Genomic DNA, 18,791 nt, shown 5'->3' on the forward strand with positions numbered 1-18,791 from the left:
CCCGTGCTTGGGGGTGAATCAGACTGCTCGCTTCCTCAATCGACGGCGCTCGCGCTCGGACAGGCCACCCCAGATGCCGAAACGCTCATCGTTCGCCAAGGCGTACTCAAGGCATTGCTGCCGCACGTTGCAGGCCGCGCAGACTTTCTTGGCATCGCGGGTGGAACCGCCCTTCTCCGGGAAGAACGCCTCGGGATCCGTCTGGGCGCACAGGGATTCGGCCTGCCAGCTCAGTTCCGATTCGTCCCCGACCTCGCGGCCCGGGAGGATGGTGAAGATGCCTGCCAGCTCATTGCCCTCCTGGCGGGCGAAGAGTTCCAGTGGCGGATCGAGTTCCTCCTCGCCAGCTGCGGCCTCGGCGGGTTCCGCCGGTTCATGAGCCGTCAGGAAGGCCGTGGCGGCCTCTTCCAGGGTCTCCGCGGTATGGCGGCGGAACCGCTGTGCGCCTTCAGGGTCGGCCGGATCGAGGAACCAGTCCTCGGGCACGGTACGGCCGCTCGGGTACGCGGCCGTACCCGGTGTGAAGTTCTCGTCTTGGATACGCTCTGTCTGCCCCATTGCGCCTCTCCTCGATCTGGACGACCGCCGCTCGGGTGACCTGGCCGCGTGCTTTCGGCACTCAGGTGGGCCAGGTCGTGGCGGTCTGCAGTTACTAATTACACGCGTGTAACTAGTAGAAGGTCAAGCGGCCGGAGATAATACTCACGACACTTGGCTTTTCCCCGACGCGCCACGCCGGGACGTCACCGCCTCCATTCGCGAAGGATAGAACACCTCCATGAACTCTGCGCTCAGGAACCTCACCCGCGATTTCCGGGAGGGTCTCACGCTTCCCGCCGGGGCCCCACGACTCACCTGGTACGGACCGGGAGGGGAACGTGTGGAGCTGTCCGGCAAAGTCCTCGACAACTGGATCGCCAAAAGCGCCAATCTGCTGCAGGACGAACTTGACGGCGCCCCCGGGGGCAGCATCGCCCTGGCACTCCCCGGGCATTGGAAAACGCTCATTCTCGCTGTGGCCGCCATGAGACTCGGGATGACGGTCCATCCGGTCCAGGATGCGGTCGCCGATTCCCTGAGCGAAACGGACATGACGGCCACCGCCGATGCCGGCCTCCTTGGGCAGGCGGACTCCATCGACACGCAATTGATCGCCGTCGCGCTTGAGGCTCTGGCCCTCCGCTGGTCCACTCCCCTGCCGTCCGGCGTGCTGGACTACGCAGCCGAAGTCCGCAACCACGGAGACGTCTTCACACCGTGGGACGAGCCGGATGCCGGCACCGTATTGCTGAACATCGCGGGTGAAGAGCACGACGACGACGGTCTGCGCACCTTCGCGGCGGACCTTCCTGACGGCGCACGGACGCTCGTCAATGCGGAGTCAGGGCTCGTGGCGGTGCTGTCCGCGTGTCTGGGTGCCTGGTTCAACGGAGGCTCCGTGGTCCTGGTCCATGCCGAGGAGGCGATCACTGACCGTCTGCTGTCGAGCGAACGGGTCACCGCCTGACGCCTTGATCCAGGATGCCGAACAGGAACGGCCCCCGCTCCGGACAGGAGCGAGGGCCGTTCCGGCACCGGGCGTGGTGTCTGCGCCAGTCATTCTGCGCTTGTCGTTCAGCGCTTGTCGCCGGGGACCCCGCCTTCGATGAGCTCGTGGTCGTGGTCGTAGCCGGGTTCCTCGTCCAGTTCCTTGTTGAAGACGAAGAAACGGTATGCGTAGAAGCGGACCACGGTCGCCACCACGATGCCGACGATCCCGGCCATGAAGAGCATGTTCTTGTCGTCGATGTGCAGCCAGTACTTGGCGGCCGCCGTGAAGCCGGTGGAGATGCCGATGCCGATGCCGTTGATGATGAGGAACATCACGAACTCGCGGATCACGTTCGGCTGACGCCGATGACGGAAGGTCCAGAAGCGGTTGGCAAGCCACGAGAAGATCGTCGCGATGCTGGCGCCGACGAAACGGGCCTTCGCCTCGGAATCGCTCATGAGACCGTGCATGAGCCAGTAGGTCAAGCCGTTGTCGATGACGAACGCGATCCCGCCAACGGCACCGAACTTGGCCACCTCACGCCAGAAAAGGGAGGCCAGGCCCCTGATGCGCTCAGCGAGTTTGTTCACGGTTGTCCTCCACGGCAGGCGACGATTTCACGGCCCGAAGCAGGGCCAGTGGTACATCTTAGCCCTGTCGGCTATGCCCCACCCCGTTCGGCCGGGCGGCGTTCGGTAGGCTTAGGGTCGTGACTTTTCCTGTTGTAGGTGTGATCGGTGGCGGCCAGCTGGCCCGGATGATGGCCCCGGAGGCCGTGGAACTCGGCATCGAACTCCGGGTCCTGGCTGAAGGCCCCGAGGTGTCCGCAGTGGCCGCGGTGAAGACGACCCCCGTGGGTGACTACCGCGATCTGGACGCCCTGCGCGAGTTCGCACGCGACGTCGACGTCCTCACCTTCGATCACGAGCATGTGCCGACCGAGCACCTGCGGGCCTTGATCGCCGAAGGGGTCAACGTCCAGCCCGGACCCGACGCCCTGGTGCACGCGCAGGACAAGCTCGTCATGCGGACCGCGGTGGACCGCCTCGGCCTCCCCAACCCCGAATGGGCATCCGTCGGATCCGTCGAGGATCTGCTCGACTTCGGTTCCCGGATCGGCTGGCCGGTGGTTCTGAAGACGCCCCGTGGCGGCTACGACGGCAAGGGCGTCCGGATCGTCGACGGCCCCGAGGACGCCGCAGCATGTGCCGACTGGTTCGCGTCCATGTCGCCGCTGCTGGCCGAGGCCAAGGTGAACTTCACCCGCGAGCTCTCCGTCCTGGTGGCCCGCACCCCCGGTGGCGAGGAGCGCGTCTGGCCTGTCGCCCACACCATTCAAGTGGACGGTGTCTGCGACGAGGTGATCGTTCCCGCGCCGAGTCTCGACCCCGCCGTCGCACAGGCCGCTGAAGCCGCCGCCCTGCGCATCGCCGCCGAACTCGGTGTCACGGGCGTCATGGCGGCCGAGCTCTTCGAGACCCCCGGCCAGGGTGAGGGATTCCTCATCAACGAACTCGCCATGCGGCCGCACAACACCGGGCACTGGACCCAGGACGGATCCGTGACCAGCCAGTTCGAGCAGCATCTGCGAGCAGTGCTGGACCTCCCCCTCGGCGCCACCGGAGTACTCGGCGGCGTGGCCGTGATGAGGAACTTCCTGGGCGGCGCCAACCAGGACATCTACTCCGCCATGCCCGCCGCACTGGCCGCGGTGCCCGGCGCCAAGGTCCACAACTACGGCAAGTCCGTTCGCCCGGGCCGCAAGATCGGCCACGTCAACGTCGTCTCCCAGAACGCCGCCGACGCCGAACTGCTCCGCGAGCAGGCCGGCCGGGTCGCGTCCATTCTGCGTGACGGCGCCACTTCCTGACGCCCTCCCCATCCACCGACCGCTGACCCTCAAACGAACGATCGGAATCACATGAGCATCGACAACACCCCCCTGGTAGGACTCGTCATGGGTTCGGACTCCGACTGGCCGGTCATGGAGGCCGCCGCGGAAGCCCTCCACGAGTTCGGGGTCCCCTTCGAAGCCGACGTGGTCTCCGCCCACCGCATGCCCGTGGAGATGATCTCTTACGGACAGCGCGCTCACGAACGTGGGCTGCGCGTGATCATCGCGGGAGCCGGCGGTGCCGCGCACCTCCCCGGAATGCTCGCGTCGGTCACTCCTCTTCCGGTCATCGGCGTGCCGGTCCCCCTGAAGACCCTGGACGGGATGGATTCACTGCTCTCGATCGTCCAGATGCCCGCGGGTGTTCCAGTGGCCACGGTCTCGATCGGCGGCGCCCGGAACGCAGGGCTCCTCGCCGTCCGGATGCTCGCCTCGGGCACCGATGAACTGGCCGAGAGACTTCGCACCGATCTGTTGCGCTTCTCCGCCGGGCTGAACGACGCCGCATCTGCCAAGGGTGCCTCGCTCCGGGCCAAAGCGTCGGAGGTGTTCGGCGCTCCCGGAGTGCCTCTCGGCTCCGCCACGGGCGAGGCGCAGGCCTAGCGGGGGGCGTGGGCCGCATGCTCCTGTCCCAGGATCCTCTCCGCCAGCCGCAGTCCGCAGAACCCGGGGATCGGGTTCGCCGGGCCTGGGTGCTCCTCGCTCTCACTCTCATCGTTCCCGGTGCAGCGCAGCTGCTGGCCGGCAACCGGCTCTGGGGCCGCCGCGCCCTCCGCGTGACGCTCACGCTCTGGGCGCTGGTGCTGCTGTGTCTCGTACTGGTGCTCGTGAACCGTGCTTTTCTGCTCTCGGTTCTGACGAACCCCGTGGTCATGGTGGTGCTGGTGGCACTGCTCGTGGTCCTGCTCATCGGCTGGGCCGTGCTCTGGGTGGACACCCTGCGGCTCTGCCGTCTGGTGCTGCTGCCGTCCCGTTGGCGCGCTCCGGTGGCAGCCGGACTCGTGGTGCTGATGGTTCTCAGCTGCGGTTTCCTCGGCTACGGCGCCTATCTGGTCAATGTGGCCCGTGGCGCCCTGGGCGATGTGTTCGACGCCGGGCGGCCGCCGTTCGACCCTGTCGACGGCCGTTACAACATCGCCCTGCTGGGCGGCGACGCCGGTGAAGGTCGCGAGGGGCTCCGTCCGGACAGCATGTCCGTGATCAGCATCGATGCGAGCACGGGAGCAACGGCCATCATCTCGGTGCCGCGTTCGCTCCAGTACGCGAAGTTCCCCGAGAGCTCCCCGATGCACAAGTTCTACCCTGACGGCTTCAACAACTGCGATCCGGATCCACTCAACTGCCTGCTCAATGCGGTCTACACGGACGCCACCAACAACCACAAAGACGTCTACGGCCAGGGCAAGAACGCCGGTGCCGAAGCCACCAAGGATGCCATTTCGGGCACCCTGGGAATCACGATCCAGGCCTATGCGCTCATCGACATGGACGGGTTCGCTCAGCTCATCGACGCGATGGGCGGGGTCAAGATGCGCGTCGGCGCATGGGTCCCGATCAGCGGTGGCATGCTGCCGGGCAGCGATACCCGGCATGTGAAGCCGGACGGCTGGATCAAGCCCGGAAATCAGACCCTCAACGGCTTCCAGGCCCAGTGGTTCGCCCGTTCCCGGGAGAATGTCGACGACTTCGCCCGCGTCCAGCGCCAGCAGTGCGTCCAGCAGGCCATGATCAAGCAGCTTGATCCGGCCACCGTCATCACCAAGTTCGAAGCCATTGCGAAGGCCGGAGCACACGTGGTGGACACCGACATTCCGCAGGGCCAGCTCGGCGGCTTCGTGGACCTCGCCGGGAAGGCGAAGGGACAGGCCAGCCTCCGCATGACAGTCGGTCCTCCGGACTTCCCTGCGGACTTCAGTCTGGGCAACCCCGATTTCGATCTCATCCATCAGCGGGTCAAGGCCCTCCTGGCCAAGGCCAGCGGTTCCACCAAGAGCGCTCAAGGCCTGCCGGGAACCCTCGATGAGCAAGGCCGGCTGCTGAGCTCTCGGCCCGGCACCGGGCTCCAGGCCGGTGGCGCCGTCCGGCCTCCCATGGCGGACGACTTGCCGCCGGACTTCCCGTTGAGCACCACCCGTCCGGACGGTCAGCCGATCACGGAGGCGTACCTCAACTCGCTCTACGATGCCCAGGACTACCCGATGCTGGACATCCTGCTGGCCAAGAACGGCAATTGCGCCGCTCTCTAGATCACCCGCGCCATCCGAAGCCCGTGAAAGGACCACCATGTTCCGCCTCGACAACGAGCTGCGGCCCTATGCCTGGGGATCCCGCACCGCCATCTCCGAGTTGCTGCACCGCCCGGCCTCCGGCGGACCCGAAGCCGAACTGTGGCTGGGGGCCCATCCGGATTCACCATCACGGCTGCCGGACGGTCAGGGCCTCGACTCCCTCATCGCCCAGGACCCGATGGGATTCCTGGGCGAGGACAGCGTCAGCCGCTTCGGCCCCCGTCTGCCCTTCCTGCTGAAGGTCCTGGCCGCCGCAGAGCCCCTCTCCTTGCAAGTCCACCCGAGCCTCGAGCAGGCGAGGGAGGGTTTCGCACGGGAAGAGGCCGCAGGTGTCCCGCGGGATGCTGCGACCCGGAATTACCGGGATGACAACCACAAGCCGGAGATGATCCTGGCCCTCAGCCCGTTCCGGGCGCTCTGCGGCTTCCGCGCGGTCAAGGACTCTTCGGCCCTCTTCGCTGTCCTGGCGAGCGGGCTCGCAGAGGGCCCGGGGCGAGACGCCGCCCAGGACTTCGCAACGCGACTGGCCGGCGAGCCCGGCGGGCTGCAGGACGTCTTCCGTACCCTCATCGCGGGAAGCGAAGGCCAGCGACAGGCCTCGGAAGGACTGTCCGCCGTCGTCGAGGGACTCCCCGACGGAGACCCCGGCCGTGTTCCGCTCGAAGCGGCCGCCGCTTTGCAGAGGAAGTACCCGGGCGATCCCGGTGTTCTCATCTCGCTGCTGCTGAATCTCGTGGACCTGCGTCCCGGAGAAGCGATCCACCTGCCCGCGGGCAATGTGCACGCCTACCTGGAGGGGCTCGGCGTGGAGGTCATGGCGAGCTCGGACAACGTCCTGCGGGGCGGTCTGACGCCCAAGCACATCGATGTCGCCGAACTGCTGGCCACCGTCGAATTCGAGTCCCTTCCGGTGCCCTACCTGAAGGCCGGCGAAAACGCTCTGGGCGAGAAGGTGTTCGCTCCGCCGTTCCAGGAGTTCTCGCTCCAGGAGCTCACCCTTGCCGCTGCGGATGAGGACTTCCCGTCCGCGAGCCTGCATCAGAGCGGAGCCGCGATCATCCTCGTGGTCGATGGCGACATCCGTCTGGACGGGCCCCGCGGCGAACTCACCCTGGGCCGTGGCGAAAGCGCCTTCCTCCCCGCCAGCGACTCCCCCGTGACCGTGCACCTGCACGGTGCGGGGCACGCCCGGGCCTTCGTCGCCACGACAGGGCTCATCCAGCAGACCGATTCAGCGACCCCCGCGGAGGCCTGAGCATCATGAAGTACTTCCTGCATACGGAACACTGGGCACGCGTCCAGGAGGCCCTGGGGCATCGCGTGCACCGCCTGTCCGGCGAGGGCTGGGAGTTCCTGGCCATCGAGGACAGCAACCCGGCCGGCAAGCTGCTGTACCTGCCGTACGGACCTCTCGCGGACTCCCTGCGTTCCTTCGACAAGGCCATCGAGGCCGCCAAGGAGCTGGCCCGCAGCTGTGGAGCGGTGTTCCTGCGCTGCGAGCCCGTGAACGCGGGTCTGCCGCAGGAGGGCTATGCTCCGCTTCTGGAGGCCCGCGGACTGCGCAGGGCGCCGTCGAACCAGCAGCCCGAGCTGAGCTGGATCGTCGATCTGGACGGCACCGAGCAGGAGATCCTGGCCGGCATGAAGTCCACCAACCGGAATCTTCACCGGAACATCCACAAGAAGGGTGTGAGCTTCCGCAAGAGCACCGATCCGCAGGACATCTCGATCCTGCTCGGTTTCTTGCGCGCCACGGCGGCACGCAACGGATTCACAGCTCAGAGCGATGACTACCTGAGCACCGTGGCCGAGGTTCTCCTCCCGGCGGGTGCCGGCGCGCTGTTCATCGCCGAGCTCGACGGCGAGCCGATCGCGGCCGCGTTCAGCTACGACTCGGAGGACACCCGGGTCTACGCCCACGCGGCGCTGGACGACACGCACCGCAAGCTCAGCGCGGGCATCCCGCTCGTGGTGGCGCTGATCCTGGACGCCAAGGAGTCCGGGCTCGCCCACGTCGATCTCTGGGGTGTCGCGCCTGAGGGAAAGCCGGATCACCAGTGGGCCGGGTTCACCGCCTTCAAGAAGTCCTTCGGCGGCCGCGGCGTCTCCTATCCCGGCACCTGGGATCTCCCGGTGGACAAGCCCCGCTACTTCGCCTACACCGGTCTGCGAATGGCCCGTGGCTATGCCCGCCAGGGTCTGGCCTGGGCACGCACTGTGCCGGGGAAGGCCCAGGAGCTTCTCGGGGCGGCTCGCGGCAAGCTGCGCGGCTGACCCTTCCGGTAACTCAAAGAGACCCACGACGACGACGACTGCCCGGTGGCGAAGACCTTTCAGTCTTCGCCACCGGGCAGTCGGTCATCCGTTCAGAGCCGCTGCTGCGGCATCCGGCGGTTCAGTCTCAGTAGGCCGGGCGGGCCCAGCTGTCCCACTTGCCGGCGTGGTGCTCGGCGTCCACCAGGCGAACCGTGCCGGACTTCGAGCGCATCACGATGGACTGCGTGACCACGCGATCCTTCTGGTAGCGGACGCCCCGCAGGAGATCGCCATCGGTGATGCCGGTGGCCGCGAAGTAGCAGTTGTCGCTGCTGACCAGATCGTTCGTGGTCAGTACGCGGTCCAGGTCGTGGCCGGCGTCGAGGGCCTTCTGCTTCTCCTCGTCGCTCGTCGGCCAGAGACGGCCCTGGATGACACCACCGAGGGACTTGATGGCACAGGCGGCCACGACGCCTTCCGGCGTGCCGCCGATGCCCATGAGCGCGTCGACGCCGGTGCCCGAGCGAGCTGCCGCGATGGCACCGGCCACGTCACCGTCGAGGATGAACTTGGTACGCGCACCCGCGTCGCGGATCTCCTCCACGAGCGGCTTGTGACGGTCGCGGTCCAGCACGCACACGGTCACCTGGTTGATCTTCACGCCCTTGGCCTTGGCGATCAGGTGCAGGTTCTGCTTGACCGGCAGGCGCAGGTCCACCAGATCGGCGGCCTCGGGGCCGGTGACGAGCTTCTCCATGTAGAACACGGCCGAAGGATCGAACATGGAACCGCGCTCGGCCACCGCCAGCACGGCCAGTGCGTTGTTGATGCCGAGAGCCGTCAGGCGCGTGCCGTCGATCGGGTCCACGGCCACATCGCACTCGGGGCCGGTTCCGTCGCCTACCTGCTCACCGTTGAACAGCATGGGGGCTTCGTCCTTCTCCCCCTCACCGATCACCACGACGCCGTTGAAGTGCACCGTCTTGAGGAAGGAACGCATGGCGTCCACGGCAGCGCCGTCGGCCTTGTTCTTGTCCCCGAAACCCACCCAGTGCCCACCTGCGATCGCGGCGGCCTCGGTGACACGCACCAGCTCCAGCGCGAGGTTGCGGTCCGGTTCGTCGTCACCGACCGTCAGGTCCGGAGAGATCGTCGAATACTTGCTGTCACTGGGAGCTGCGGCCACCGTGTACCTCTTCGTTGAGTTCGTGTAAGGGCGGGCCCGGACATGGATTCCGGGAGAGGTCGGTCCTCGCAACGATCATAGTCCGCGCGCCCTCCCGCTGACCCCGATGTGACGATCACGACAGTCCTGGGCCCGTTTGGCGCATCGGACCCGCCATGAGGGACCATGGAAGGGTGAGCGATTCCACCGAAGTGCAGTCAAGCCCCGCCCAGGGAACCCCGGACGGGGAAGCGGAGAAGCCCTCCACGGGCCGCGCCCCTCTGCCGGGCGAACCCGGCTTCAAGGCCGTGCTTTCCAAGAACGCCGCCAAGCGTGCCAATGCCTCGGTGATCGGCATGATCCTCGCCCTCCTCGTCTCACTCGCCTGCATTCTGCCGGTCGTTCTCCTGAACGCCCAGCCCCAGCAGCCGAACCTCGGACCCCAGGTGAACGTCTCCGCCGTCGCGGGCGACGCAGCACCCGTGGCCGGCTTCAAACCGGTGGCACCTCAGCTCCCGGACGGCTGGAAGCCCAACTACGCCCGGTGGGCGTCCGGAACCGACACCGGGGTCCCGGCCTGGGAAGTCGGGTTCGTCTCCCCCTCGCAAGGTTTCGTGGGCCTCACTCAGACCATCAAGGGCAACCCCACCTGGGTGGCGCAGCTGGCGGACAACGCCCCGGTGACGGGCACCCGGACCATCGCCGGTCATGACTGGACCCTGCGGGACAAGGGCAAGGGCCCCAAGACCCTCGTGCTCGAATACCGTGGCCAGACCTTGGTCCTGAACGGCACGGCCGAGCTGAAGGAGTTCGACGTCGTCGGCGCCGCCGTGCTGAAGGCCGTGGACGCCGCGCCCGCCGTCACATCCAAGCCGTCCGGCAGCCCCAGCGCGTAAAGTGAACGCGTGAGCTCGAATCTGACCCCCGCGCAGGCCTGGCAGCAACTGATCGAGGGCAATGCCCGTTTCGTATCGGGGACGTCCTCGCACCCCAATCAGGATGCCAGTCGCCGCAGCTCCCTGGTGAACAGTCAGAACCCGTTCACGCTGATCTTCGGTTGTTCGGACTCCCGGCTCGCCGCTGAGATCATCTTCGACCTCGGCCTCGGTGACGCCTTCGTCATCCGCACCGCCGGCCAGGTCATCGACGACGCCGTCCTCGGCACTCTCGAATACGGCGTCGACGTCCTGAACATCCCGCTGATCGTGGTCCTGGGGCATGACTCCTGCGGTGCCGTCACGGCGACCAAGGAAGCCGTGGACTCCGGCGACATGCCCGGCGGCTACATCCGCAACCTGGTCGAACGCATCACGCCCTCCGTCCTCGCCTCACTCCGCCAGGGACACAGCGAAGTCAACGACATGGTCGTGGAGCACACCCGCCAGACCGCCGAACGGCTCGTCGAGCGCTCCTCCTCGATCCGTGCCGCCATCGAGTCCGGCAAGACCGCTGTGGTGGGCATGGCCTACCGGCTCGAAGAGGGCCGCGCGGATCTGGTCTCCGGCGCGGGGCACTTCCAGGACTGAGCGCCTTTGCCACCCTGCCCGGCATGAGCTGTGCCACAGCGGCCGGTGCAGGAGCCCGGGAAGTTTCAGCGCCGCCGTCGTGCGTCCTAAAGTAGGACTCATGACTTCCACTGCTGCTGAAGCAAACACCCAAGAGTTCCGCATCGAGCACGACACCATGGGCGAGGTCCGCGTTCCCGTGAACGCCCTCTACAAGGCCCAGACTCAGCGTGCCGTGGAGAACTTCCCCATCTCGGGCAAGACCCTGGAGCGCAAGCACATCGAGGCCCTGGCCCGTGTGAAGAAGGCCGCGGCCCGTGCCAACGAAGAGCTCGGCGTGATCGACGGAGATCTCGCCGACGCCATCGCTGACGCCGCGGACCGCGTGGCCGCGGGCGAATTCGACGACCAGTTCCCGATCGACGTCTTCCAGACCGGCTCCGGAACCTCGTCCAACATGAACATGAACGAGGTCCTGGCCGAGCTCGCCACCCGCTCCTTCGCGGACAAGGGCAGCGACCGCACGGTCCACCCGAACGACCACGTCAACGCCTCCCAGTCCTCCAACGACGTATTCCCCACCTCGGTGCACGTCGCCGCGACCAACGCGCTGCTGAACGACCTGGTGCCGTCGCTGACCTACCTGGCCGCCTCGCTGTCCCGCAAGGCTGCGGAGTTCAAGGACATCGTGAAGTCCGGCCGCACCCACCTCATGGACGCCACCCCGGTCACCCTCGGCCAGGAGTTCGGCGGCTACGAGGCGCAGATCCGCTACGGCATCGAGCGCATCCATGCTTCCCTCCCCCGCGTGGCCGAGGTCCCCCAGGGCGGCACCGCCGTGGGCACCGGCATCAACACCCCGGACGGCTTCCCGCAGCGCGTCATCGCCCTGCTCGCCGAAGACACGGCCCTTCCGATCACGGAGGCCCGCAACCACTTCGAGGCCCAGGCCAACCGCGACGGCCTGATCGAGGTCTCCGGCCAGCTGCGCACCATCGCCTACTCCATCATGAAGATCAGCAACGACCTTCGCTGGATGGGTTCCGGCCCCAACACGGGCCTCGGCGAGATCGCCATCCCGGATCTGCAGCCGGGCTCCTCCATCATGCCGGGCAAGGTCAACCCCGTGATCTGCGAGGCCGCCATCATGGTCGCCGCCCAGGTCATCGGCAATGACACCACCATCGCCCTGTCCTCCACCAACGGCGCCTTCGAGCTGAACGTGGGCATCCCGGTCATGGCCGCGAACCTGCTGGAGTCCATCCGCCTGCTCTCCAACACCACGCGCGTGATGGCGGACAAGATGATCGACGGCATCAGCGCCAACGCCGAGCGCGCCCGCTTCCTGGCTGAGGCGTCCCCGTCCATCGTGACCCCGCTGAACAAGTACATCGGCTACGAGAACGCCGCCAAGATCGCCAAGACCGCCGTCAAGGAGGGTCTGACCATCCGCCAGGCCACCGAGAAGCTCGGTTTCGTCGGCGAGGGCGAAGGCAAGGTCACCGAGGAGATCCTGGACAAGGCTCTCGATGTGACCACCATGACCGGCAAGTACTGAACCACTGACGCTCGGCCACGCGGCTGAGCAGTACCGAACGACGACGGCGGGTGGCCACCCGCCGTCGTCGTTCGTTTTCCGGATTCGGCAAGCATTTTGAGTAATGAGTAAGGTGAGCGGGACAACACTCACGCTTCCGGACGCTCAGGGGACCAGTGGCAGGGCAGCAGAAGAAGTATCCGTACCGGACGCGCCCGTGGGCGGCGATCGTTCTCGGCGGTCTGACGGGCCTGATGGCTCTGATCGGGGTCGTCCTGAACATCCCCACGGAGACCGTCACGGTGGAGGTCCGTGGGACCGTGGTGACGGCGGAACAGGTACGGGCGGCTCTCGGCGGCGAGCTGAAGGCGTACGAGCACACCAGGATCCTGGTGTGCGACGCAGAAACCGCCCCGCAGTGCTCGGATCCCCAGGCCGGGACTGTCGCGGTCGTCGTCAACGGCACCTTCGCGGGCGCGCGGGTCCAGAAGAACTGGCTCCCGGTCCCCCACAATGAGGAGAACTACGAGCCGGACGGCGACGACATGGTGCGGGACGCCTTCTCCAACGCCTATCACGCAGGACAGCGTGCCGGGGCCGTGGCACTGGCCGCCAGGGCTGCCGTCGACGCGCAGTCGCAAGCCCTCAACCGCACGCCGCTGGCGTGGCTCGCAATCACCCTGGCGGGCGCTCTCGGCACCGTTCTGCTCGCACGGCGCCATGCGGCCCGGTCACGCGATGCCCGGAAACTGTGGCACGATCTCGCCGTCGGCTCCCGGCATCTCGCCACGGTGACGCTCGACCTCGAACTGACCCGGCTGGCTTCAGAACAACTCGACGATCTGCCCGACACCCGGACGGTGCGATGTCTGAAGGACGCTGCAGCCCAGGTCAGCGAACGGTCTCTGGAGCTCACCCGATCCGAAGCGGGTCTCTACGAACGCCTCCCCCGTGGCATGCCGACCATGGCCGACCTGAGCCAGGAGGACGCTGCGGCATTCCGCCGCTCCACATCCGGACTGGATGAATTGGACGACGGCGTCGTCCAGGGCACGGCGCTGTTGCTCGACTCGCCCGCCGCATCCGTCGCCTGGGACTCTAATGCCCGTCCCTATGTGGAGGCCGCCGATCACGTGCGGACCCTTGCCGCAGAGGGCGGCATCCCCGTGGAGGGTGAGCTGGCCGCCGCGATCGAAAGCCTCGAAGGCGTCAGGGCCGCCTTGCTGCCGGTCGGCGCCCGCTGGAACTCCGCCATTTCGGAGGGCGCAGCCGACGAGGAACAAACAGTGGCTCTGCTGACCGACGCCGCACGGCGCACTTCTGAGGCTTTGCGCAGTGCACTGCTTGCGGGCCTGGGGCCGGCTCCCCGGCTGGACCGGGATTCCGCACTGCGCCGGGTCGCAGAGCTCTCCGCGCAACGTCCAGGACCGCCCCTGCTCCGGGCGTTGGCCTCCGAGGAAGTGCCTGGCAGGAGTCCCTGGAGTGGTGGGGATGCCTTCCTGAGCCTGGACGGCCTGGACGAGTGGTGGGTGGAGACCAGGGCAGACCTCGGCATCACCCCGGCGTTGCGTCCTGGCCAAGGGCCACGCACGCCGTGGTGGAGAGCGGATCGGCCTGAGAGCGGGCAGCGGCCCATGTCGTGGAAGCCGGCCATCGTGCTGGGCGCTCTGGTACTGGTGATCGTCCTCGGCACCCAGGGCGCTCTCATCGCCGGAACCGTCCTCGGGCAGAACAAGACGGTGCACTACGTCTCGCTTCCCACCGGTGCGGGTTGGGAGGGCATTCCGGAGGCCGACGCCGCAGCCGCCGAGGTGCGAGCCTTCGTCCCCTGGCGTCTGGCCGTCCTCGAAATCCCGGCGGCTCCGGAGGAGGACGTCGTCGTCGAGGCCAAGCCCGACAAGTATTCGAGCGGACGGCGGTTCAAGGAACTGAAGCTGGCCCGCAGCTCCGAACTGCTGCGCACCGCGTTCAGCCGGTACCCGGAACTGGTCGACCCTGCCACGGGCGATCTGTACCCGGACGTGATGGTGAACGTGGTGCGTCCCGTCGGACAGGGCGAGTATCGCGAGATCGGTCTCGCCTGGGGGCCCACCGCGGCGCCGCGCCTTTCCGGGAAGTACCTGGGCAATAGCGGCAGCGACACTGCTGAGCGGCCCAGGTTCATCCCCTACGCGCCGGTCTACCGACTCAAACAGGACCTGGCGACGAGTCTCGGCAAGCCCGCCTGGACCGAATCACAGGCCACCAAGGTCGGTGTCGGAACCGGGGCCGTTCTGCTGGCAGGCCTTCTGCTGGCCATCCCGTCCGCCGTCAGCCGGCGCCGTCGTGACCGCACGGTCTCCCGGAAGGAGAACGACCGGCGGCTGCGTGAGATCCGCACCGAGCTGGAAGGCCTGTTCCTCGGGGAGGATTCGGCGGCTCTGAATGCCGTGACCGCCGAAGTCGGCGATGGGGCGCCGGAACTGGAGGACCGGCGGCTTCGCGTCCGGGCACAGACCTTGGCGCTGCGGCGATGCGAGGAACTGGAGACCCGTCACCGCAGGGCACGCGGCCAGGAAGCCCATGCCTTCGACGTCGAGCGCCTGGGCGGTCTGGTAGACGCCTTGACGAAGCGGGAGCTCGACCTCGGGCAGAGGGTGCGCGACTATCTGGCGACGCTCTGAGCGCAGGACTGCGACGACCACCTGGATCTCGCGCTTCCGGTGAACCAGGCGAGGGACTCAGACCGGCAGAAGCATCACGAGAGCAGCACCTGTGATCATGAAGGGGCCGAACGGGATGTGACTCGTCCGGGTGGCCTTCCGGGTGACCAGGAGCACGGCGGAGAACACACCACCGAGGATGAACGCGACCAGCGGTCCCAGGAGCATCGGCCACCAGCCGAGGTAGCCCAGATAGAGGCCGAGCACCCCCGCGAGCTTCACATCGCCGAAGCCCATTCCCCTCGGGTACACCACCCTCAGCAGGAAGTAGCCGAGCCAGGAGAGCGCTCCGCCTGCCAGAACGCGCAAACCCCAGATGCCTGCAATGGGGGCTGCAAGCTCTCCCAGCTGTTCGTCCAGGGACCGCTCGAACTCGGCTGAACCCGGCGTGCCGGTCACGATGAATCCACCCGGGCTGATGGCCTGCCCGGACAAGGGGGCGTAGGCGAACCAGTGCACCTCACGAACCGCGAGGCCCGCGCAAAGGCACGCTGCCAGCAGTAACGCACCGGCAGCCCACGCCCACGGGAAGACGATTCTATTGGGCAACAGTTTGGTACGGGCATCGATCCAGGCCAGGCGTGCCCCGGCCAGAACGAACACCACAGCAGCCAGCAGCAGCAGGATCGCAGCGGCCAGCGCCCAGCCCTGACCGAGCCCCCAGAACTGAGCGATCCGTGTCAGCATGGCCCTGACTCTAGTTCCGGCGCGGTCCTCCGGCAATCGGCCGTCCACAGCCGCCTGCACGCCGCTCCGCTGGCTAGACTCGTGGCCATGCTGTCACTCGAGGAGATCTTCCCGCCCTTCGGCCTCGTCCTGCGTACCCCGCGCCTCGAATTGCGCGTGCTCCGCGACGAGGACATGGCACCTCTCATCGAAGCCGTCCGCAGCGGCATCCACGAACCCGGGAAGTCGCCGTTCTCCGTGCCCTGGTCCGAAGCGCCCGCGGAACAGCTTCCGGCGAACACCGCCCGGTTCCACTGGAGTACGCGCAGCGGCTTCGCGCAGGAACGATGGGAACTGGCTTTCGGGATCTGGCACGAGGGCGAGCTGATCGGTTCCCAGTCCCTCATGGCCACGGACTTCGCGGCCTTCAAAGTGGTGAAGAGCGGTTCCTGGATCCGGAAGTCATCGCAAGGGCAGGGACTCGGGAAGGAGATGCGCGCGGCGATCCTGATCTACGCCTTCGACTTCCTGGGCGCCGACGTCGCGGAGTCGTCTGCGGCGGTCTGGAACCAGCCATCGCTCGGGGTCTCGCACTCCCTCGGTTACCGGGACAACGGTGTACACCGCGAACCCTCCGCGGAAGGTCCGGCCGAGATTCAGCAGCTTCGCCTCAATGCAGCGGATTTCCGCCGCCCCGATTGGCAATTGAGCGTCGCCGGGCACGAGCCACTGGCCCGTTTCATCGGGCTCGATCCGGCCCACTGAGCACCCGCGAAGTTACAGCTGACACCCTAAAAACCGTATCTTGAGGGCGTGAGCTGTAACCTCGCGAGCAGACAAGGGCTCAGATCTCGGCGCCCTCCAGCAGTTCCGTGACCAGCGCGGCGATCGGCGAGCGCTCGCTCCGTGTCAGCGTCATGTGCGCGAAGAGCGGATGCCCCTTGAGGGTCTCGACGACGGCGGCGACGCCGTCGTGACGCCCGACGCGCAGGTTGTCGCGCTGCGCGACGTCGTGCGTGAGGACGATCTTCGAGTTCTGTCCCATGCGGCTCATCACGGTGAGCAGGACGTTCTTCTCCAGGGACTGCGCCTCGTCCACGATCACGAAGGAATCGTGCAGGGAGCGGCCGCGGATGTGTGTCAGAGGCAGAACCTCCAGCATGCCCCGGTCCATGACCTCCTCCACCACTTCCTGGGACACCAACGCACCAAGAGTGTCGAAGACCGCCTGGGCCCAGGGGTTCATCTTCTCCGACTCAGTGCCGGGGAGGTAACCCAGTTCCTGACCGCCCACGGCGTAGAGCGGCCGGAAGACCACCACCTTGCGGTGTTCCTGGCGTTCCAGCACGGCTTCCAGACCGGCACACAGGGCCAGTGCCGATTTGCCGGTGCCGGCCCGGCCGCCCAGCGAGACGATGCCGATCGACGGGTCCATGAGCATGTCGATGGCCAGTCGCTGCTCGGCGGAGCGTCCATGCAGGCCGAAGACATCCCGGTCACCCTTGACCAGACGCACCTGCTTGTCGGCGCCGACCCGGCCCAGGGCGGAGCCGCGGGGTGAGAGCATGACCAGGCCGGTATTCACCGGCAGTTCGGCGGCCGCAGGGATGAGCACCGGCTCGTGACCGTAGAGGGCGGAGACTTCCTCCTCGCTGACATCCAGCTCGGAGAGACCGGTCCATCCGGTGTCTTTGACCAGTTCGTTACGGTATTCATCCGCCGTGAGTCCCATGGCGGAGGCTTTGACGCGCATGGGCAGGTCCTTGGACACCACGGTGACGTCGTGCCCTTCGTCGGCCAGGTTCTTTGCCACGGCGAGGATGCGCGAGTCGTTGTCGCCGGAACGGAAGCCTGCGGGAAGCACCTCTGCGCTGATGTGGTTCAGCTCCACGCGCAGGGTGCCGCCCTCGTTCCCGAGTGGGATCGGGCGGTTGAGGCTTCCGTGCTCCACGCGCAGATCGTCGAGCAGCCGCAGCGCCTTCCGGGCGAAGTACCCCAGCTCGGGATCGTGGCGTTTGCCCTCGAGCTCGGCGATCACGACCACCGGGACGATCACCTCATGTTCGGCGAAACGCAGCAGCGCCCTTGGATCCGAGAGCAGAACAGAGGTGTCGATCACGAAGCTGCGGCCAGTCGGGGCGGCGTCCGGGATCGTTCCCTTCGTGGAACGCCCTCGCGCGGTGCCAGAGGTAGCTTTCTTCGCGGTGCCCTTCGTCGCACCGGTGCCCTGCGCCGTGTCGTTCGCGGTGGTCACATCGGAAATAGCCACATCAACTCCAGACCCGGGCTCTCGCCCGGATTTCTCTAGGTGAGGCGGTCGGCCCGGAGGCCGGTTCCGGCCTCCCCCACAGCTGGTGCGATTTCTCGCTCCATGGATGGCCTCCCGTGGCGCCGGGAGGGTTCCCCGGCGTTAGGACCACGCTAACCCCGGCGGCTCCGCCTCGACAGCCGCCACGGCAACTCACGCGTTAATTTTCCGTGAACGGCGATGCTCCTCCGCCGTCGCGTGCTCAGTTGTGGCGGGTTCGCCGCGGGATCTCCCGCCACGACTGACCACACGACACGGCCGCCGGGGCGCGCACTAGGCTGGCAGGATGGCAACGACGACGATGCAGGAATGGGCGGACGGCCTCTACAAGGGCGAATTGACGGTCTTGCGGGGCTTGCTCCCCGAGGACCTTCCAGAGCTTTCGGGCTGGTGGAACGACTCCGGGCTCGCAGTCTTGCAGCGCTACACGACCTCGCCCATCCCCACCGAGGACTCGGAAGAGCTGTTCCGCCAGTGGAGCAAGAACGACACGATGCGCGCCGCTGGTTTCAGCATCGTGTCCCAGGGCGGAGAGATGTCACAAGACGGTGATCTGGTCGGTCACATCACGGCGTGGGGCATGGATCCCCGGGTCCGGACCGCGCGGATCGCCATCATGATCGGTCCCCGGTACCAAGGTCAGGGGTACGGCGGTGACGCTCTGCGGGTGATGCTCCGGGTGGCCTTCGAGGAGATGGCTGCTCACAAGGTGGCGCTGGACACCTGGTCATTCAATGAGCGCGCTTTGCGGCTCTACCGCTCACTCGGTTTCGTGGAGGAGGGGCGGGAGCGCGACGCCGTGTTCCACCGCTCCGGATTCCACGACAAGATCGTGCTCGGCATGCTGGAGTCCGAGTACCGGGAGCGATACGGCGACTAGGCGCACCCCCGTTGCGTGCTCAGTTGTTGCGGGTGTTTCACCGAATTGCCCGCACCGAC

General features: G+C 67.0%; 17 protein-coding genes. 12 read left to right on the forward strand and 5 right to left on the reverse strand.

The window, feature by feature from the left end:
- Window positions 1-18 precede the first annotated feature (18 nt).
- Window positions 19-558, reverse strand: coding sequence for a WhiB family transcriptional regulator (locus tag ACIPXZ_RS08455; RefSeq protein WP_400592356.1), 540 nt, complete (start codon window positions 556-558; stop codon window positions 19-21).
- 220 nt (window positions 559-778) lie between these two features.
- Here ACIPXZ_RS08455 and ACIPXZ_RS08460 point away from each other — a divergent pair, with 220 nt between their 5' ends.
- The gene (locus ACIPXZ_RS08460) at window positions 779-1,507 is read left to right on the forward strand and encodes a TIGR03089 family protein (RefSeq protein WP_400592359.1); all 729 of its coding nucleotides are present in this window, start codon (window positions 779-781) and stop codon (window positions 1,505-1,507) included.
- A gap of 107 nt (window positions 1,508-1,614) precedes the next feature.
- On the opposite strand, the gene ACIPXZ_RS08465 is transcribed toward ACIPXZ_RS08460, so the two are convergent.
- On the reverse strand, window positions 1,615-2,121 hold the full coding sequence (locus tag ACIPXZ_RS08465; RefSeq protein ID WP_400592362.1) for a GtrA family protein: 507 nt from the start codon (window positions 2,119-2,121) through the stop codon (window positions 1,615-1,617).
- A gap of 119 nt (window positions 2,122-2,240) precedes the next feature.
- Here ACIPXZ_RS08465 and ACIPXZ_RS08470 point away from each other — a divergent pair, with 119 nt between their 5' ends.
- The 5 genes from ACIPXZ_RS08470 to ACIPXZ_RS08490 are packed head-to-tail and all read left to right on the forward strand — an operon-like array spanning window position 2,241 to window position 7,987.
- Window positions 2,241-3,401 carry a 5-(carboxyamino)imidazole ribonucleotide synthase gene (locus ACIPXZ_RS08470; RefSeq protein WP_400592365.1) on the forward strand — a complete coding sequence of 387 codons (1,161 nt, stop codon included), beginning with the start codon at window positions 2,241-2,243 and terminating at the stop codon, window positions 3,399-3,401.
- A 51-nt stretch (window positions 3,402-3,452) separates the two neighbouring features.
- On the forward strand, window positions 3,453-4,028 hold the full coding sequence (purE, locus tag ACIPXZ_RS08475; RefSeq protein ID WP_400592367.1) for a 5-(carboxyamino)imidazole ribonucleotide mutase: 576 nt from the start codon (window positions 3,453-3,455) through the stop codon (window positions 4,026-4,028).
- A gap of 17 nt (window positions 4,029-4,045) precedes the next feature.
- A complete protein-coding gene (locus ACIPXZ_RS08480) occupies window positions 4,046-5,671 on the forward strand; it encodes an LCP family protein (RefSeq protein ID WP_400592370.1) in 1,626 nt (541 codons plus the stop codon).
- Between the two features lie 37 nt (window positions 5,672-5,708).
- Window positions 5,709-6,968 (forward strand): mannose-6-phosphate isomerase, class I, encoded by a 1,260-nt coding sequence (gene manA, locus ACIPXZ_RS08485; RefSeq protein WP_400592373.1) that lies wholly within the window; start codon window positions 5,709-5,711, stop codon window positions 6,966-6,968.
- 5 nt (window positions 6,969-6,973) lie between these two features.
- Window positions 6,974-7,987, forward strand: coding sequence for a lipid II:glycine glycyltransferase FemX (locus ACIPXZ_RS08490; RefSeq protein ID WP_400592376.1), 1,014 nt, complete (start codon window positions 6,974-6,976; stop codon window positions 7,985-7,987).
- A 127-nt stretch (window positions 7,988-8,114) separates the two neighbouring features.
- On the opposite strand, the gene glpX is transcribed toward ACIPXZ_RS08490, so the two are convergent.
- Window positions 8,115-9,155 carry a class II fructose-bisphosphatase gene (gene glpX / locus ACIPXZ_RS08495; protein ID WP_400592379.1) on the reverse strand — a complete coding sequence of 347 codons (1,041 nt, stop codon included), beginning with the start codon at window positions 9,153-9,155 and terminating at the stop codon, window positions 8,115-8,117.
- A 173-nt stretch (window positions 9,156-9,328) separates the two neighbouring features.
- On the opposite strand from glpX, the gene ACIPXZ_RS08500 reads away from it, so the two are divergent.
- From ACIPXZ_RS08500 to ACIPXZ_RS08515, 4 genes are all read left to right on the forward strand, one after another.
- Window positions 9,329-10,030, forward strand: a complete 702-nt coding sequence (locus tag ACIPXZ_RS08500; protein WP_400592382.1) for a DUF4245 domain-containing protein — start codon at window positions 9,329-9,331, stop codon at window positions 10,028-10,030.
- A gap of 9 nt (window positions 10,031-10,039) precedes the next feature.
- A complete protein-coding gene (locus ACIPXZ_RS08505) occupies window positions 10,040-10,660 on the forward strand; it encodes a carbonic anhydrase (RefSeq protein WP_400592384.1) in 621 nt (206 codons plus the stop codon).
- A gap of 100 nt (window positions 10,661-10,760) precedes the next feature.
- The gene (locus tag ACIPXZ_RS08510; protein ID WP_400592386.1) at window positions 10,761-12,197 is read left to right on the forward strand and encodes a class II fumarate hydratase; all 1,437 of its coding nucleotides are present in this window, start codon (window positions 10,761-10,763) and stop codon (window positions 12,195-12,197) included.
- 155 nt (window positions 12,198-12,352) lie between these two features.
- The gene (locus ACIPXZ_RS08515) at window positions 12,353-14,839 is read left to right on the forward strand and encodes a DUF5129 domain-containing protein (RefSeq protein WP_400592389.1); all 2,487 of its coding nucleotides are present in this window, start codon (window positions 12,353-12,355) and stop codon (window positions 14,837-14,839) included.
- A gap of 57 nt (window positions 14,840-14,896) precedes the next feature.
- Here ACIPXZ_RS08515 and ACIPXZ_RS08520 read toward each other — a convergent pair whose 3' ends face one another.
- On the reverse strand, window positions 14,897-15,565 hold the full coding sequence (locus ACIPXZ_RS08520) for a prepilin peptidase (RefSeq protein WP_400592392.1): 669 nt from the start codon (window positions 15,563-15,565) through the stop codon (window positions 14,897-14,899).
- Window positions 15,566-15,652: 87 nt separating this feature from the next.
- Here ACIPXZ_RS08520 and ACIPXZ_RS08525 point away from each other — a divergent pair, with 87 nt between their 5' ends.
- Complete coding sequence (locus tag ACIPXZ_RS08525) at window positions 15,653-16,309, forward strand: GNAT family N-acetyltransferase (protein ID WP_400592395.1); 657 nt, start codon at window positions 15,653-15,655, stop codon at window positions 16,307-16,309.
- Window positions 16,310-16,388: 79 nt separating this feature from the next.
- Here ACIPXZ_RS08525 and ACIPXZ_RS08530 read toward each other — a convergent pair whose 3' ends face one another.
- Window positions 16,389-17,696 carry a PhoH family protein gene (locus ACIPXZ_RS08530; RefSeq protein WP_400592734.1) on the reverse strand — a complete coding sequence of 436 codons (1,308 nt, stop codon included), beginning with the start codon at window positions 17,694-17,696 and terminating at the stop codon, window positions 16,389-16,391.
- Window positions 17,697-18,138: 442 nt separating this feature from the next.
- Here ACIPXZ_RS08530 and ACIPXZ_RS08535 point away from each other — a divergent pair, with 442 nt between their 5' ends.
- Window positions 18,139-18,732 (forward strand): GNAT family N-acetyltransferase, encoded by a 594-nt coding sequence (locus tag ACIPXZ_RS08535; RefSeq protein ID WP_400592398.1) that lies wholly within the window; start codon window positions 18,139-18,141, stop codon window positions 18,730-18,732.
- The last annotated feature ends 59 nt before the right edge of the window (window positions 18,733-18,791 follow it).

The organism is Arthrobacter sp. NPDC090010, from assembly GCF_044748305.1.
GTDB lineage: Bacteria > Actinomycetota > Actinomycetes > Actinomycetales > Micrococcaceae > Arthrobacter_E.

Excerpts from the sequence above, each read along its gene's own strand:
- purE (WP_400592367.1), top strand. The coding sequence starts at position 3,453 with ATGAGCATCGACAACACCCCCCTGGTAGGACTCGTCATGGGTTCGGAC.
- ACIPXZ_RS08490 (WP_400592376.1), top strand. The coding sequence starts at position 6,974 with ATGAAGTACTTCCTGCATACGGAACACTGGGCACGCGTCCAGGAGGCC.
- ACIPXZ_RS08535 (WP_400592398.1), top strand. The coding sequence starts at position 18,139 with ATGGCAACGACGACGATGCAGGAATGGGCGGACGGCCTCTACAAGGGC.
- manA (WP_400592373.1), top strand. The coding sequence starts at position 5,709 with ATGTTCCGCCTCGACAACGAGCTGCGGCCCTATGCCTGGGGATCCCGC.
- ACIPXZ_RS08525 (WP_400592395.1), top strand. The coding sequence starts at position 15,653 with ATGCTGTCACTCGAGGAGATCTTCCCGCCCTTCGGCCTCGTCCTGCGT.
- ACIPXZ_RS08455 (WP_400592356.1), bottom strand. The coding sequence starts at position 558 with ATGGGGCAGACAGAGCGTATCCAAGACGAGAACTTCACACCGGGTACG.
- ACIPXZ_RS08460 (WP_400592359.1), top strand. The coding sequence starts at position 779 with ATGAACTCTGCGCTCAGGAACCTCACCCGCGATTTCCGGGAGGGTCTC.
- ACIPXZ_RS08520 (WP_400592392.1), bottom strand. The coding sequence starts at position 15,565 with ATGCTGACACGGATCGCTCAGTTCTGGGGGCTCGGTCAGGGCTGGGCG.
- ACIPXZ_RS08510 (WP_400592386.1), top strand. The coding sequence starts at position 10,761 with ATGACTTCCACTGCTGCTGAAGCAAACACCCAAGAGTTCCGCATCGAG.
- ACIPXZ_RS08480 (WP_400592370.1), top strand. The coding sequence starts at position 4,046 with ATGCTCCTGTCCCAGGATCCTCTCCGCCAGCCGCAGTCCGCAGAACCC.